We start from the raw sequence: 14,838 nt of genomic DNA on the forward strand, positions 1-14,838 counted from the left end.
CATGCCGGGGAATCCACGCTCGAGGACCTGCTGCGCACGCTTGCGCCGCAGGTCCTCGGCGTGCTCGTCCGCAGATACGGCCAATTCGCCGAGTGCGAGGATGCCGTCCAGGAAGCGCTGCTCGAGGCAGCATTGCAATGGCCCGCCTCCGGCGTGCCTGGGAGCCCTAGGGCGTGGCTACTCACGGTCGCCACACGGCGTTTGGTGGACTACTGGCGCAGCGAAAGTGCCCGGCAGGCGCGCGAACAACGGGCGGCGGCCTTGGAACCGCCGCCTGTCGAGCAGCCTCTTTCAACTGATGACACGGACGGGTTTGCAGAAGACACCCTCACCCTCCTTTTCCTGTGCTGCCACCCGGCCCTCTCAGCACCCTCCCAGCTGGCACTGACATTGCGTGCCGTCGGAGGGCTCACGACGGCGGAAATCGCCAGCGCGTTCTTTGTCCCGGAAGCCACCATGGGCCAGCGGATCAGCCGGGCCAAGCAAAGCATCAAGAAGGCCGGAGCCCATTTCGAACTCCCGGAAACGGGCCAGCGAAAGACGCGGCTCGGCGTCGTACTCCACGTCCTGTACCTGATCTTTAACGAGGGCTACGCGTCGAGTTCCGGGCCGTCCATGCAACGCGAAGACCTCACCGCGGAGGCAATCCGCCTGACGCGGCTCCTGCAGGGGCTGCTCCCGGGCGAGCTCGAGGTGGGCGGGTGCTGGCCCTCATGCTCCTCACTGACTCGCGACGAAGGGCGAGGACGCTCCCGGACGGGATGCTGGTGCCGCTCGCTGAGCAGGATCGCCGGCTGTGGGATTCGGTGCAGATCGCCGAGGGCCTTGAACTCTTGTCAGCCGTGCTGGGGGTTGGGCGTCCGGGACCCTATCAGCTGCAGGCCGCCATCGCTGCCGTCCATGCCGAAGCGCCCTCCGCGGACCAGACCGACTGGCCTCAGATCCTGGCGTTGTACACGGTTCTCGAGGCCGTTGCCCCGAGTCCGGTTGTGGCGCTCAACCGGGCCGTTGCCGTGGCCATGGTTGAAGGGCCGCGGGCGGCCCTTCAACTGCTGGATGGGCTCGAGGACGAACTGAAAGACTGGCACAGGCTCGACGCCGTCCGCGGACACTTGCTCGAAATGTCCCGCGACCTTGTGGGTGCCCGGGAGTGCTTGCTTGCCGCGGCGCGTAAGACCAATAGCCTGCAGGAACGGCGGTACCTCCAAGTGAAGGCGGCCAACCTGGCGCAGTTATCCACATAGGCAAAATGACCCCTGCATGTGACCCGCGGCCGCGAATAGCCTCAAAACATGATCATTCAAGCAGGCTTTGACCTCCAGATTCTTGCCCGTCCGCTCATCGTCCAAGAAGAAAAACTCTACCCACGACTCGTCGTGATCGGCCTCGACACCGAGATGCAACTGGACAACATAGCAATCGTCAGCGAGCGCTTCGAAGGCGGTTTGGAGCCCTTCCAAGACGAAATTCTTGACAGCCTGCATCCCGAGCGCACCAAGTTCTTTGCGATCGCGCACGCCGGGATCTGGGCCGAGGACTATTGCTTTGATCACCAGCCCATCCACAAGGAAGCCACCAGGTTGGGGAAGGCGGCCGCGGCGCGCGGGTTTCACATGATTGGCCATTTTGGGCTCGACGAAACCGGGTATATGTCCAACGGCCCGCACTCCTACTTCGACCAATATGCGTTGGGAGACAATCTCCCGGACACGATGACTCACTGGGTGCATTCGAGGTTTGGCAAGTGTGAGTGAGCTTCGCCGGCTGGGGGTCCGGGGTCCCCATCGCACCATTGAGCCTTACGTTGTAGAGGTTGACCAACTAGACTTGGTCAACATGGCACAATACAACGTCCAGGAGGCAAAGACCCGCCTTTCCGAGCTCCTTAACATGGTTGAACGGGGTGAAGATGTGGTTATCGCCAAGGCCGGCAAGCCCGTCGCCCGGCTCGTGAAGATTGAGCGGCCCACCAAGCGCCGTCTTGGATTCGTCAAAGGAGAACTTCCAGACAATTTCCTAGAGCCTATGGATGAGGAGGAACTTGCACTGTGGGAAGCACCCCTTATCTCCTCGACACGCATGCCCTGATCTGGGCCCTGACGGAACCCCGGAAGCTCTCACCCAAGGCGAGACGTGCAATCCAGTCATTCGACAACCGTCTCGTGGCATCATCCGCCAGCGCTTACGAGATCGGCTACAAGCACAAGCTGGGTAGGCTTCCGGGCTTGGACGGACTGCTTCTCGGTTATGCCCGGCATGTCGCCGAGCTGTGTAACGAGGAGCTGACCATCCGGAGCGTCCATGCGCTTGCGGCCGGACACCTCGATTGGGAGCATCGGGACCCCTTCGACAGGCTAATCGCCGCGCAGGCCATAGTGGAATCCATGGTGGTCATCACGGCCGACCGGGAATTCCATAGCTTCCCGTTGGTGGAGACGCTCTGGTAACCGCTCGTCCGAGTACCGCGTCCTGCGGGCATAAGCTGGATTGGTGCAAATTTCGCTTTGGCTGGCCCTGGTAGGCGCCGGCACCTTGATCAGTTTCACTCCCGGCGCGGGCGCCATCTCCACCATGAGCAATTCGCTCAACTCCGGATTCCGCCGCTCCATCTGGGGAGTGCTGGGCCAACAGGCGGCACTGATCATCCACATCCTGATCGTTGCACTCGGGGTAGGCGTTCTGGTCTCCAGCTCGCCTGTGGTCTTCAACGTGATCCGCTACACCGGGGCGGCATATCTGGTGTACATGGGCATCCGGCAGTTCCTGCACCGGCCGGACCTGGACAAGGAAAAAGTGGAGGCCCGGCGCAACGAGCCAGCATGGTCCATGTTCCAGCGAGGCATTTGGGTCAACCTGCTCAATCCCAAGGCGATCGTCTTCTTCCTGGCCTTCATGCCGCAATTCATCCGCCCCGAGCAGCCACTGATTCCGCAATATCTGATCCTCAGTACCACGATCGTTTTCATCGACATCTGCGTCATGTGGTTCTTCTTCGCTTTGGCAGCCCGTTCATTCCAACGGTTCACGCACAACGAGCACGGACAAAAGGTCCTCAACCGCACTTTCGGCGTGCTGTTCATGTCCGTGGGCGTTCTGCTCGCCGTCATCCACTAGGACAAATCGATTGCTCCCCACCGGCTCCCAGCCTTCGCAAGCTCAGGCCGGGGCCCTCGCCGGTGTGGGCCCAAACTGTCGTTTTGAACCCTCAGACGGACAGTTACGCAGCACTCGTTCGTTATCGCGCTGGCCGCCAGCCGGCCTGGACCAGTACCGTCCGGACCTTGGCTACGGCAGCTTTCGCATCGTTGAACATGTGGCGCTTTGAGATCCTGACCTCCGTCCAGCCCAGCGCCTCATACCGTTCCGAACGGCTAATGTCACGCACCACTTGTGCTTCGTTGCCATGGCCCTCGCCCTCGTACTCGATGCCGATCCTGTACTTCTTGTACGACAAGTCAGGCTGCAAGAACCTCCCGCCGTCCCTGGCTTCAACCGGCACATTGAGTTCGGGTTCCGGCAAGCCTGCCCTCACGATCGCCAGGCGGAGCAATGACTCCTGCGGCGAATCCGAGCCTATCCGGATCAGTTGGATCGCTACCTTGGCTTTGCGCAGCCCTCGCTTACCTTTATGGCGATCGATCATTCGCTGAAGATCCGCAAGAGTGCACAACGGCGCGTCCCGCCCTTCGAATTCAACCCGCGGCCTCCGCACACAGCTGTCCCCCATCACCACCAATTCGTCCACGGTCAGCATCTCGGCCATGTCCAGCCAGGTGCGCTCCACGGTGGTGACAGGGACGCCACCAACCGTGGTGACCTCGTCCTCATAGAGCTTCATGCGGTGGACGACGACGTGTGGACGGTTGAGATGGGCAGCACCCTCAGGCCTGATCACATGGAACATCTGTGCTGGCTCCTTCTGGCGACGTCGCGGCAGGTCAAGAAGTTCTGCCGCTGTGAGGTGGGATGCGGCGCATCGCTCATTGACCTCGACGAAAGGGCGCACGCGGACGCACAAGGGGAGCTCCGCCGTCGGGCTATCCGAACGAATTCCCTTGCCAAGTCTCTTCAGAGAGCCGTGCCGCAGACGCCCGGGACTGACCCCCTCCCGGGCCGCCTCGGCAATAGTGAACGGCCGAGTCCCGAGACTCAACGGGAGGCGACGCGGGGTTTTCATGGCCCCATCAGAACAGAAAACAGCCCACCCTCGCAGAAGTTATCCACAGCCCCCATCCATTGCTCCCCACCGGCTCCCAGCCTTCGCAAGCTCAGGCCGGGTCCCTCGCCGGTGTGGGCCCAAAGTGTCGCTTTGGAGCCTCAAAACGACATCTACGCAGCAATGGATGGGAAAGACCTACCCCGTGGAGCCGCGCACCACCAACGAGCTCTCCAGCGTTAGCTGCGGCTGTTCGAGCACACGACCCTCCATCAGTCCGCGGAGCTGTTCACCGGCCTTGAGTCCCAGGGGTGTGGCCGGCAAATGCACACTGGTCAGGCTCGGGTTGCTCGTGGCTGAATACGGCAGATCGTCGAAGCCGGCTACGGCCAGTTCTTCCGGAATCCGGACACCGGCCACGCGGGCTTCCTGCAACACACCATAGGCGTGGGTGTCCGTTCCGCAGACGACGGCGGTGACCCCGGCGCGCTGCCAGTCCGGCCAGGCGGCGGCGAAGGCAGTCGCGGCAGCGCCGACATCGATGGTGGTACTGATGATGTGCGCGTCCGCAATGGAAATACCGCAGGAATTTGCCTCATCCAAGAACGCCGCCCGGCGCACCTCGAACGTGGCCGTGCCGGTCACGCTGTCCACGTAGGCAACGCGCTTGTGCCCGGCGGCCGCGAGATGCGCGGCCAATTCACGGGCGCCATGGGCAACATCGAGGTTCACGGACGGAGCGTAGGCTTCAAGGCCGGGGGCATCGAGAAGGACCAGCGGCCCGGCAACGGACAGCTCCTCCAGGAAGGCTGCGTTGGGCGCATCTACCAGCAGCCCGGCAGGCCGAAGGGCCAGGAGCTTTCGGACGTCCTCCGCACGGGGGAACTCACCAGCGTCGGTCACGGAGAGCAGCAGCTGGTACTCGGAGCCGAGCGATTCCCGGACTCCGGCGATGACCTTGGCGAAAAAGGGGTTGGAAATGTCAGGCGCCACAAGGATCACAATCGAGCTCACGCCCTTGGCCAAAGAACTGCCGATGCCATCCACCACGTAGCCAAGCTCGGCGATAGCCTGGCGGACGCGCGAAATGTTGTCCTCGGACACCCTGCCCTGGGTTTTGCCGTTGGCAACCAGGGACACCGTCGCAGTGGAGACCCCGGCCAGGGAGGCCACCATCGCTGCGGTTACGCGCTGCGCACGGCCAGGGACCTGATGCACTCGTTCCGCGGATTCCATACAACGATCGTAGCGGGGAACCAGCCCTTTCCCACGCCGCAAGGCATCAAGCGCTTGACGCAATCTACGTTAAGCGCTTGACGCAATGCCCAAGCCAGTGCCAGAATTCCTCTGAATGCTTTAGCGCCCTGCCCGAGACCGAACCTCGGCAGGCCCCAATGACGTGGAGATGAACATGGACCCCAACACCATGACCCGTGAACGCAAGAAGATCATCCTGGATTGCGACCCCGGGCATGACGACGCCGTGGCCCTGCTGCTGGCCCACGGCAACCCGGACATCGAACTGCTCGCCGTCACCACGGTGGTCGGCAACCAGACCCTCGAAAAGGTCACCCGCAACGCCCTGTCGGTCGGCACCATCGCTGGCATCACGGGTGTTCCCTTTGCCGCCGGCTGCGACCGTCCGCTGGTCCGCTCCATCGAAACCGCGCCGGACATCCACGGCGAAACCGGCATGGACGGCCCCGAACAGCCCCAGTCCACCATCGAGCTGGACCCCCGCCACGCCGTCGACCTCATCATCGAGACGATCATGGCGCACGAGCCGGGCACCGTGACTCTGGTCCCCACTGCGGGACTCACCAACATCGCGATGGCCGCCCGCAAGGAGCCACGCATCGTTGAACGCGTCAAGGAAGTTGTCCTCATGGGCGGCGGCTACCACGTAGGCAACTGGAGTGCCGTGGCCGAATTCAACATCATTATTGACCCCGAGGCCGCACACATCGTCTTCAACGAAAAGTGGCCCGTGGTAATGGTCGGTTTGGACCTCACACACCAGGCCCTGGCCACTCCCGAGGTCGTAGAGAAGATCGCCGCTGTGGGCACCAAGCCGGCCAAGTTCGTCATGGAACTGATGGAGTTTTTCACCAAGACCTACAAGGACGCCCAGGGCTTTGACTATCCTCCGGTGCACGATCCCTGCGCCGTGGCCTATGTCATCGACCCCAGCGTCATGACTACCCGCAAGGTCCCCGTCGACATCGAGCTGCAGGGCAAGCTCACCCTTGGCATGACCGTGGCCGATTTCCGCGCCCCCGCACCGGCCGACTGCCACACCTCCGTCGCCGTCGACCTCGACCACGAGAAATTCTGGAACCTCGTCATGGACGCGATCATCCGCATCGGCGAGCCCGCCGTCGGAGCTCCCGTCGTCGCCAGCATCGCAGGAGAGGCCAAGTAAATGACTACCCTCATCAACGAAACCAAGACCAACCGGGGCAACGTCACGGCCCTCGTGGTCGCCCTGCTGGCCGCCTGCGTAGCCTTCCAGCTCAACGCGTCCATGCTCAGCCCGGCCCTGGTCACCATGGGCAACGAGCTTCACACGGACCAGGCAGTCATCGGCCTCTCCCAGACCTGGTTCTTCACGGCTGCGGCCCTGTTCTCACTCTTCCTGCCGCGCCTGAGCGACATCGTCGGACGCAAGAAGATCCTCCTCGGCATGATGCTGATGATGGCCGTCGGCTCGGTCATCGCAGCCATGGCCCCCGACATTACGTGGCTCTTCGTGGGCCGTATCATCCAGGGCGTCAGCGGCCCCACCGTGCCGCTGTGCCTCATCATGCTGCGCTCCGCGGTCAACAACCCGCGAAAGTACGGAGCCCTGATGGGCCTCATCACGGCAGTCAATGGCGGCGTTGCCGGCGTCGACTCCTTCGTGGGCGGTTACTTCGCCGAGCACTTCGGATTCCGCAGCAGCTTCTGGCTCATGGTTGGCCTCGCAGTGGTGGCCACGGCCTTGATCGCCATCCTTGCCGGGGAGAGTAAGCCTGCCGCTGGTACCAGCATGGACTGGCTGGGCGTGTTCTTCATTGTCATCGCGGTGGGCGCACTCCTTACAGCCCTCAATGAGGGATCCAAGCTTGTTGGCGCATTCTCTTCCGGAACGCTCATGCTGGCCATCGGGCTGATTGTGGTCGCAGCTGCCGCGTTCGCCGCCTTCTGGACGGTGGAGAAGCGCTCCAAAGAGCCGATGGTGGAAACGATCCACCTTCGCCAGCGTTCCACCTGGGCGCCACTGCTGACCACCACCCTCGCCATGACCGGCATCTTCGCAGTCATCAACGGCATCGTCCCGGCCTACGTGCAGGCCGCTGCACCGGGTTTCGGAGTCGGTCCCACCGAGATGTCGCTCATGATCCTCACGCCATACGCCCTCCTCGGCTGGGTATTCGGACCCATCAGCGGCCGGCTCGCGCCCGTGCTCGGCTACACCAAAGTCCTGCGCATCGGCATGTTGGGCAGCATCGCTGCCCTGGCCATCATCGCGTTCCTCGGACTCAGCAGCCTGCCCCTCATGATCGTGGGAACGGCCTTGCTCGGCATCATGTACGCCGGTACGGTCAACATCATGCTCAACGGACTCGGAGTTGTCCTCTCCCCCGCCGGCAACCCCGGCTTCCTGCCCGGCATGAACGCCGGCGCCTTCAACCTCGGCGCTGGCCTGAGCTTCCTGGTGTTGCCGGCGGTACTTGTGGCGACCTCAGCGCTCGGCGACGCCAAGGCCTCGTACTTGACGGTCGTCGTCGTCGGCCTCGCCATCACGGTTGCCGCCTTCGCGGCGTCGCTCCTCATTCCCAAGCCCCTCGAAGCCGAGGTTGAAAAGTGAACCGCAGGATCGTCGTCGTCGGGTCCTTGAACGCGGACCTGACCATCTATTGCGAGCGGCTCCCGCTCCCGGGCGAAACCGTCCACGGCAACGGCTTCGCGGTCAATCCCGGCGGCAAGAGCGCCAACCAGGCCGTCGCGGCGAGCAAGCTGGGCGGCACGGTGAGCCTGATCGGTGCGGTCGGAGATGATTCCAACGGCGCCATGCTCCTCGCCTCGACAGAAGGGGCTGGCGTGGACGTCTCGCGCGTCCGCCGTTCCACGGATGTGGCTACCGGCGTCGCGGTTATCGCGGTAGACGCGAATGGTGAGAACAACATCATCATTTCGGCCGGTGCCAACGGAACGCTCGCCCCGGCGGACGTGTCGGCTGACGCTTTCGACGACGCTGCGGTGCTCTGCCTCTGCCTGGAGGTCAGCCTTGAGACTGTGGAGGCTGCCGCCAAAACAGCGCACGACGCCGGTGCAACAGTTCTGTTGAACCTCTCGCCGTACGCCGAGATCCCGCAAAGCCTGGCCGCCTTGAGCGATGTCCTGCTGGTCAACGCCCACGAAGCGTCCATGTTCCTGGGCGACGCCGAGATGCCGCACCCGGGCGCGCACGCGAGCGCCTGGGAGCCTGTCCGAAGCCAGTTCGCCGAGCGGGGATTGGAGCGGGTCCTCGTTACCCTCGGCTCCCACGGCTCGGTGGTGGTGGATTCCCTCGCCGCGTCCGGGGAACAGATCTCCCGGATCGCACCCACCAAGGTCAATGCCGTGGATACGACCGGAGCCGGGGACGCCTTCACCGGGGCAGTGGCTGCCCGCCTCGCCGCGGGCGAAACCTTGGCCGAAGCCGCGGCGTTCGCTTCGGTTGCCGCAGCGCTCGCCACCACCAAGAAGGGCACCCAAGCCGCCTACCCCGGCGCCGAGGAGGTCCTGGAGCACTTGCGGATTTCCTGACTCAGCCTGCCAACGGGTACCTGCTTTTACGCCTCGACCAGCGACTTTACAAATTCTGTAATCTCCTCGCTTTTTGACTAGCCAAGACGGGGTGGCATCCCCCATGCTTGCTCCATGTACTCAGCGTCGAGCCCATACCGCATCATCACCGTCTGCACGGGAAACATCTGCCGCTCACCCATGGCGGAGCTGATGTTGACTGAAGCGTTCGACGCCGGAGGGCTGGGTGGAGCGGTTGTTGTGGACTCGGCGGGAACTACCTCCTACGAGGCCGGGCACCCCATCGATCCACGCGCAGCCCGGGTCCTTTCGGCACACCGCATCCGCTCCGAAGGTCACATTGCCCGGAGTTGGCGCCAGGAGTGGTTCCGGGAGCGGGACCTGATTTTGGCCCTCGACGTGGATCACTATGGCTGGCTGCACGAGGCCGCCCCGGATTCGGAAACACTCGCCAAGATCCGGATGCTACGCAGTTTCGACCCAGCCGTTGCTGGCCGGAGCACCTTGGACCTGGGCATCGAGGATCCTTGGTACGGGGGCCACCACGATTTCGACGTCACCTGGGACCTCATCCGCGCGGCCGTTCCCGGAATCGTCGCCTACACTCGGGACGCCCTTGCCGCCAGGCAGCACGCACAGCACCACGATCCACAGCAGGTACGCTCTATTTCATGACCCCAGCACCCGTGATCATCGCCATCGATGGCCGCTCCGGCGCGGGAAAGACTACTCTCGCCGTCGAACTTGCCGCCCGCCTCCGCATGCATCACAAGGTGTCACTGTTCCATCTCGAGGACATCTATCCGGGCTGGAACGGACTTGCCGCGGGCATCGAGCGGTACGTCACCACGGTCTTGGCGCCGCTGCGGCACGGCGACGCCGCCGAGTGGGTCAGCTGGGACTGGGAGAAACACTACGACGGCCGCAGCCACGTGACGCTGCCTGCCGAAATCGTCATCGTCGAGGGCGTCGGGGCGGCTGCGAGTGCCGCCCGGCCCATGCTTGACGCCGTGGTCTGGGTGGACGCTCCCGACGACCAACGCCGGCACCGTGCGATGGCCCGGGACGGCAGCAGCTACGAACCGTTCTGGGACAGCTGGGCGGCGCAGGAGGACGAGTGGCTGGAGGCCGACGACGTCCTCGACCACACTGACGTCAAGGTGCTGAACCGGGCAGACGGCAATGCCCCGGATGACGCCCTGCAGGCGCTGAACTACCTCCCTTCGCTCTCCCCCGTGCTCGTTCCCGAGCTCTCGGCACGCCGCGGCTTGCAGCTCAAGGCCGAACGGATCGACGCCACGCCGGACGCCGCGGCCCTGTTCAAAACGCTCTACGCCCAGTCCGCCAACGCCGTCTGGCTCGATTCCTCCAACACGTCCTCCAATACCGGCACAGTCGGTGACGCCGGATCCTTGAACGCTGCGGCCGAGCGCAGCCGCTTCAGCATCCTCGCGGACGACGGCGGCTCCTTCGGTCAAGCTGTAACGCACAGTTCCGGAGCCACCCGGCTCAGCGCCGGATGCGCCACGGTGGAGACTACCGGTCCCTTCTTCCGCTGGCTGGACACCGTGTGGGGCCGCAAGGCCTTGAGGGCACCGGAAGGCTATGACTGCGAATTCACGCTCGGTTGGTTGGGCTACCTCGGCTATGAATTGAAACGGGAGACCGGTGGCAGCGATGTCCAAGCCGGCACTCCGGATGCGGCGTTGCTCTTCGCCGGCCGGGCCGTGGTGATCGACCACCGCGACGCTGCGGTCTGGCTGCTCGCCATCGATGCCCCCGACGCCGGCGATTGGCTTGGGCTTGCGCGCGAGGCGGTGCTGTCCGCCGTCCCGGCACCTCAAGAGGCGTCGGCACCCCAGAGCCGCGCAGTGGTGCTTGAGTTCTCCAGCCGCGACACCGAGGACGAATACAAAAGCAAAATCACAGATGCCCAGCACCAGATCGCCGAGGGCAACACCTACGAGGTCTGCCTGACCACCACCGTGACCGCCTCGGATCCCGGACTGGACCCGTGGGAGAGCTACCTCGCGCTGCGCAAGCGCAACCCGGCGCCGTTCGCGAGCTACTTGCGGTTCGGCGATCTGACGGTTGCGAGTACCTCGCCGGAGCGCTTCCTGCGGATAACCTCCGACGGCGGCATGCGGGCCGAGCCGATCAAGGGCACCAGGGGCCGGGCCAACGATCCCGTCATCGACGAAGCGCTGCGGCGTGGCCTTGAATCCTCGCTCAAGGACCGTGCCGAGAACATCATGATCGTGGACTTGCTTCGCAACGACCTCAGCCATTTCGCCGTGCCCGGATCGGTGACCGTCAGCCGGCTGTGCGCGGTGGAAAGCTACGCCACGGTGCACCAGATGGTGAGCACCATCGACGCCCGGCTGCGGCCCGGAGCACCCCGGGCCGAGGCCGTGGCGGCAGCGTTCCCCGCCGGGTCCATGACGGGCGCCCCGAAGATCAGCACCATGGACATCCTTGACGGGCTGGAGTCCGGACCGCGCGGGGTCTACTCCGGCGCGATTGGGTACTTCTCCCTCAACGCGGCGACGGATCTCGCCGTCGTGATCCGGACCCTGGTGATGAGTGCCGACGGCGACGGCGGACGCACGCTCAGTCTCGGCGTCGGGGGCGCCATCACGGCGGACTCCACGCCCCAGGACGAATACGAGGAAATCCGGACCAAGGCGTTCGGCGTGCTCTCGGCCCTGGGCGCGGAGTTTCCCACCGCTTGAGAGTCAGTCGTGTTCTTCCGTGCGGGCGCGGGCGGTCCGGGGATCGTTTCGCGTGATCGCGTAGTAGATCAGGCTGGCCAGGATTGCACCCACGAACCATGAATACGGGCCCAGGCCCGAGCCTCCCGGCAGGAACCCCTGCAGTGCCGGGACCAGGGCGATAACGCCTGCGACGACGGCGGCAGGGACCAGCGCGGCAATGGCCTTGAGGTTCCAGCCCTTGGTGTAGAAGTAGAGGCCTTTTTCGTCCTCGTGGTACAGGTCCGAGACCTTGCAGCGTTGGTGCCTGATGCGGAAGAAGTCAGTGAAGATCACGCCGAACAGCGGACCAAGCAGCGCGCCCAGCCCACCCAGGAAGTACACGATCACCACGGGACTGCTGAAGAGGTTCCACGGCAGGATCACGATTGCGAGCACTGCGCTGATGAGGCCGCCGCGGCGGAAGTCGATCCGGTGCGGGGCCACGTTGGCGAGGTCGTAGGAGGCGGAAACGAAGTTGGCCACCACGTTGATGCCGATCGTGGCCACCACAAACGTGACGGCGGCGATGATGGTGATCCACGGATTCTTGATCGCCTGGACGATCGCCACGGGATCGGTGATGACCTTGAACATGTCTTGGCCACGGTACTGGTCCGCAGTGAAGTAGGACGCCGCGCCGGCCGTGACCACCACCGTGACCAGGGCGAAGGCGATGAAGTTCACCGGGAGGCCCCAGAAGTTGCCGCGCAGGATGGTCTTGCGGTCCGGTGCGAACCGGGAAAAATCGCAGAAGTTCAGGAGAAGCGCCGCAAAGTAGGTGACTGTCAGGGCGATGGCCGAGAAGAACTGGGTCACGGCTGCTGGGCCGTCCAACGGCGCGACGCCGGGGATCGAGAGGCTGAACTTGTTGCCCGCTTGCGTCAGGATGTAGACCGCGAGCGCGAACATGGCCACCCAAATGGCAGGGCCGGCCCAGTCCTGGAACTTCCGGACCGTCTCCATGCCCCGGCGGATGACCAGCAGCTGGACCGCCCAGAGGACCAGGAAAGCCGCCCAGCCGAGCGGCGTCAGGCCAAGGATACGTGGCACGTCCGGACCGTCAAGCGAAGTCAGCTGGGGCCACACGGAAAACAGCAGCACCAGCACGGCTTCGGAGGCGAGCCAGGTCTGGATGCCGTACCAAGCGATGGCAATGAGTGCCCGGATCAGGGCGGCCAAGTTGGCCCCAAAGAGGCCGAAGGACATCCGCGCCAGAACCGGATACGGTACGCCGGTTTTCTGCCCCGCCGTCCCGGCGAAGTTCATGAGGAAGTAGACCAGGGTAATGCCGAGGACCAGGGCCAGGAAGACTTGCCAGCCCACCAGACCGGTGATGAAGAGGCCGGCCGCGAAAGTGTAACCGGCGATGCTGTGGACGTCGCACATCCACAGGGCGAAGAGGCTGCGAACCTTCCAGTTGCGTTGCCGGGCCGGTGCGAGGTCCGCGTTCCACAGCCTGTCGCTGACCAATCGGCCCTCGGCCAGGATTCGAACTTTCTCAGGGTATTCGTCGCCCGGCTCGGGCGGTGCCTGCACAGCCGGGGACTCGTTTTTCCGCGCCATAATGCCTCCGAACAACGCTTCGAAACATGCTTGGAATTACAGAATCGCCCCATTGCTGCTGGAAGGAAAGCCCCTTCGGGAGTGCTGGCACGTTGTCGCGTTAGCATTGGTCCCACCACGTCTTATCAGGAGGATGCATGCCCTACACCGTTGACTTCCAGAACGTTTCTACTGTCGGCTTGGAATCCTCTCCGGTCGCCGACACCCTCGCCGGTTTGCGCGCCAACGAGGCCCGCTATTACCGGAATAAATACGACCACGCCTTCACCGTGAGCCCTGCGAGCGAGGTTCCGGAGGTGGTCGAGCGGGTAAGCCGCATCCTGAAGGACGAGCGTGACATCGTCATCGACTCAAGCCCGCTGGAAGCGACCGCCTTCGACGTCGACGGTTTGCGGATGGCCTACGTTTTCTACGAATCGGGACTGTCGATCAACGTCATGTACAGCCTCGAAGAGGGCGGGAAGCGAGCGGTCGGATTCAAGCTCGCCGACGGCATGGAAATTCCGGAGGAACTGGCGTCACGCTTCAAATTCGCTCGCCAGAAGTCGAAGCTTGCAGGCGTTATCCGTGGTTCTTTTTTCGTGATCAAGGGCGAGTACTGACCGCGCTCACCGCATCCGGACGACGCCGGGGTTACTCTGGTTGACCGCCAAGGGCGTCCAAGTAGACGACACTCTATTTAGGAAGCCTACTGATTATGTACCGTGGCAACCATCCTATTCATTACTGCTTGGGATCGGTGCGGGGAAAGACCGGCCGGGCGGTTGAGGCAAGGCTGTGCCGGTTACCCCCGGGAAGGTCGTGCCGCCACGAAAATTGGGGTTACAAATGAAAAAAGTGTTCGCACCGCTCGGGATTCTCTTTGCCGCCGTACTGGCGTTGACCGGCTGCGGAGGTCCGGCAAATCCGGGAAGCGCGGCCGCTTCTTCCTCGACGCCTACGCCTACGCCTACGCCAACACCGACGCCAACTCCGAAGACCTACACAAATGAAGAACTCGCTTCGATCATTGCGCAGTTGAAGGACGACCAGGGCAAGCCGTTGACCGTGGTACCCGCTGCGCAGATCGACCAGGGCATGATCGCCGCGAAGCAGATGCTCAAGTCCGCCGTCATCGCACCCCCGGAATGCGCAGCCCTGGCGAGCAATAACGCGCAGGTCCCGGACGGGGCGACCTAAGCGGCGGGGCAGAGCATCTCCGCGGCGGACAAGTCCATCACCGTAATCACCGCCCTGGCGGTGAAGGATCCCACCGTGCTGGCCGGCCAGACGAAGAAATCCACTGATGCGCTGGCTCAGTGTTCGACATTCACGATTGAGGTAGGAGGGCAGAAGGTCACTACCCAGGTCCAGCCGCTGCCGGAAAAGACCAGCGGGGATCAGTCAATGGGTCTGTTGATGACCCAGGTCATGCCCACGGGCCAGAAGGCGACCACACTGACCGTGACCGGCGTGAAAGGCAATCTCGGGGCCACGGCGATCAAGACGGGCGCCACCGTCAACGCTGACTCCGCGGCGGAACTGGTCAAACTCGTCGACGCGGTCCTCGGCTAAGTAGTCAGGCGGCGGAGGACT

16 protein-coding genes and 1 pseudogene are annotated in these 14,838 nt (G+C 63.7%); 14 read left to right on the top strand and 3 right to left on the bottom strand.

Annotation, left to right across the window (positions count from 1 at the left end):
• Positions 1–60: 60 nt before the first annotated feature.
• The 6 genes and pseudogenes from NFJ07_RS25930 to NFJ07_RS14070 form a co-directional block, all read left to right on the top strand.
• A pseudogene (locus tag NFJ07_RS25930) lies at positions 61–639 on the top strand (RNA polymerase sigma factor); the annotation flags it as partial.
• A gap of 62 nt (positions 640–701) precedes the next feature.
• Positions 702–1,244 carry a DUF6596 domain-containing protein gene (locus NFJ07_RS25935; RefSeq protein WP_333482060.1) on the top strand — a complete coding sequence of 181 codons (543 nt, stop codon included), beginning with the start codon at positions 702–704 and terminating at the stop codon, positions 1,242–1,244.
• A 48-nt stretch (positions 1,245–1,292) separates the two neighbouring features.
• Complete coding sequence (locus NFJ07_RS14055; protein ID WP_269995226.1) at positions 1,293–1,754, top strand: hypothetical protein; 462 nt, start codon at positions 1,293–1,295, stop codon at positions 1,752–1,754.
• 82 nt (positions 1,755–1,836) lie between these two features.
• The gene (locus tag NFJ07_RS14060) at positions 1,837–2,088 is read left to right on the top strand and encodes a type II toxin-antitoxin system Phd/YefM family antitoxin (protein WP_269995227.1); all 252 of its coding nucleotides are present in this window, start codon (positions 1,837–1,839) and stop codon (positions 2,086–2,088) included.
• Positions 2,049–2,447 carry a type II toxin-antitoxin system VapC family toxin gene (locus NFJ07_RS14065; protein WP_269995228.1) on the top strand — a complete coding sequence of 133 codons (399 nt, stop codon included), beginning with the start codon at positions 2,049–2,051 and terminating at the stop codon, positions 2,445–2,447. The genes NFJ07_RS14060 and NFJ07_RS14065 overlap by 40 nt, the downstream gene beginning before the upstream one ends.
• Before the next feature lie 43 nt (positions 2,448–2,490).
• Positions 2,491–3,114, top strand: coding sequence for a LysE family transporter (locus NFJ07_RS14070; protein ID WP_269995229.1), 624 nt, complete (start codon positions 2,491–2,493; stop codon positions 3,112–3,114).
• A gap of 121 nt (positions 3,115–3,235) precedes the next feature.
• On the opposite strand, the gene NFJ07_RS14075 is transcribed toward NFJ07_RS14070, so the two are convergent.
• The gene (locus NFJ07_RS14075) at positions 3,236–3,904 is read right to left on the bottom strand and encodes a hypothetical protein (RefSeq protein WP_269995230.1); all 669 of its coding nucleotides are present in this window, start codon (positions 3,902–3,904) and stop codon (positions 3,236–3,238) included.
• A 450-nt stretch (positions 3,905–4,354) separates the two neighbouring features.
• The gene (locus tag NFJ07_RS14080; protein ID WP_269995231.1) at positions 4,355–5,392 is read right to left on the bottom strand and encodes a LacI family DNA-binding transcriptional regulator; all 1,038 of its coding nucleotides are present in this window, start codon (positions 5,390–5,392) and stop codon (positions 4,355–4,357) included.
• Positions 5,393–5,567: 175 nt separating this feature from the next.
• Here NFJ07_RS14080 and uriH point away from each other — a divergent pair, with 175 nt between their 5' ends.
• The 5 genes from uriH (at position 5,568) to pabB (ending at position 11,679) form a co-directional block, all read left to right on the top strand.
• Entirely contained in the window at positions 5,568–6,578 is a 1,011-nt protein-coding gene (uriH, locus tag NFJ07_RS14085) for a uridine-preferring nucleoside hydrolase UriH (protein WP_269995232.1), read from the top strand.
• Entirely contained in the window at positions 6,579–8,006 is a 1,428-nt protein-coding gene (gene uriT, locus NFJ07_RS14090) for a uridine transporter UriT (protein ID WP_269995233.1), read from the top strand.
• On the top strand, positions 8,003–8,947 hold the full coding sequence (locus NFJ07_RS14095) for a ribokinase (protein WP_269995234.1): 945 nt from the start codon (positions 8,003–8,005) through the stop codon (positions 8,945–8,947). The genes uriT and NFJ07_RS14095 overlap by 4 nt, the downstream gene beginning before the upstream one ends.
• A gap of 114 nt (positions 8,948–9,061) precedes the next feature.
• Positions 9,062–9,622 carry a low molecular weight protein-tyrosine-phosphatase gene (locus tag NFJ07_RS14100; protein ID WP_269995235.1) on the top strand — a complete coding sequence of 187 codons (561 nt, stop codon included), beginning with the start codon at positions 9,062–9,064 and terminating at the stop codon, positions 9,620–9,622.
• Positions 9,619–11,679 carry an aminodeoxychorismate synthase component I gene (pabB, locus tag NFJ07_RS14105; protein WP_269995236.1) on the top strand — a complete coding sequence of 687 codons (2,061 nt, stop codon included), beginning with the start codon at positions 9,619–9,621 and terminating at the stop codon, positions 11,677–11,679. Before NFJ07_RS14100 ends, pabB begins: the two co-directional genes overlap by 4 nt.
• Before the next feature lie 3 nt (positions 11,680–11,682).
• Here pabB and NFJ07_RS14110 read toward each other — a convergent pair whose 3' ends face one another.
• Complete coding sequence (locus NFJ07_RS14110; RefSeq protein ID WP_269995237.1) at positions 11,683–13,263, bottom strand: NCS1 family nucleobase:cation symporter-1; 1,581 nt, start codon at positions 13,261–13,263, stop codon at positions 11,683–11,685.
• Between the two features lie 137 nt (positions 13,264–13,400).
• Here NFJ07_RS14110 and NFJ07_RS14115 point away from each other — a divergent pair, with 137 nt between their 5' ends.
• From NFJ07_RS14115 to NFJ07_RS14125, 3 genes are all read left to right on the top strand, one after another.
• Positions 13,401–13,865 carry a phage tail protein gene (locus tag NFJ07_RS14115; RefSeq protein ID WP_269995238.1) on the top strand — a complete coding sequence of 155 codons (465 nt, stop codon included), beginning with the start codon at positions 13,401–13,403 and terminating at the stop codon, positions 13,863–13,865.
• 226 nt (positions 13,866–14,091) lie between these two features.
• On the top strand, positions 14,092–14,442 hold the full coding sequence (locus NFJ07_RS14120; protein ID WP_269995239.1) for a hypothetical protein: 351 nt from the start codon (positions 14,092–14,094) through the stop codon (positions 14,440–14,442).
• A gap of 75 nt (positions 14,443–14,517) precedes the next feature.
• Positions 14,518–14,817 (top strand): hypothetical protein, encoded by a 300-nt coding sequence (locus tag NFJ07_RS14125; RefSeq protein ID WP_269995240.1) that lies wholly within the window; start codon positions 14,518–14,520, stop codon positions 14,815–14,817.
• The last annotated feature ends 21 nt before the right edge of the window (positions 14,818–14,838 follow it).

Origin of the sequence: Arthrobacter sp. B2a2-09 (assembly GCF_027587375.1) — a bacterium.
Classification (GTDB): domain Bacteria; phylum Actinomycetota; class Actinomycetes; order Actinomycetales; family Micrococcaceae; genus Arthrobacter.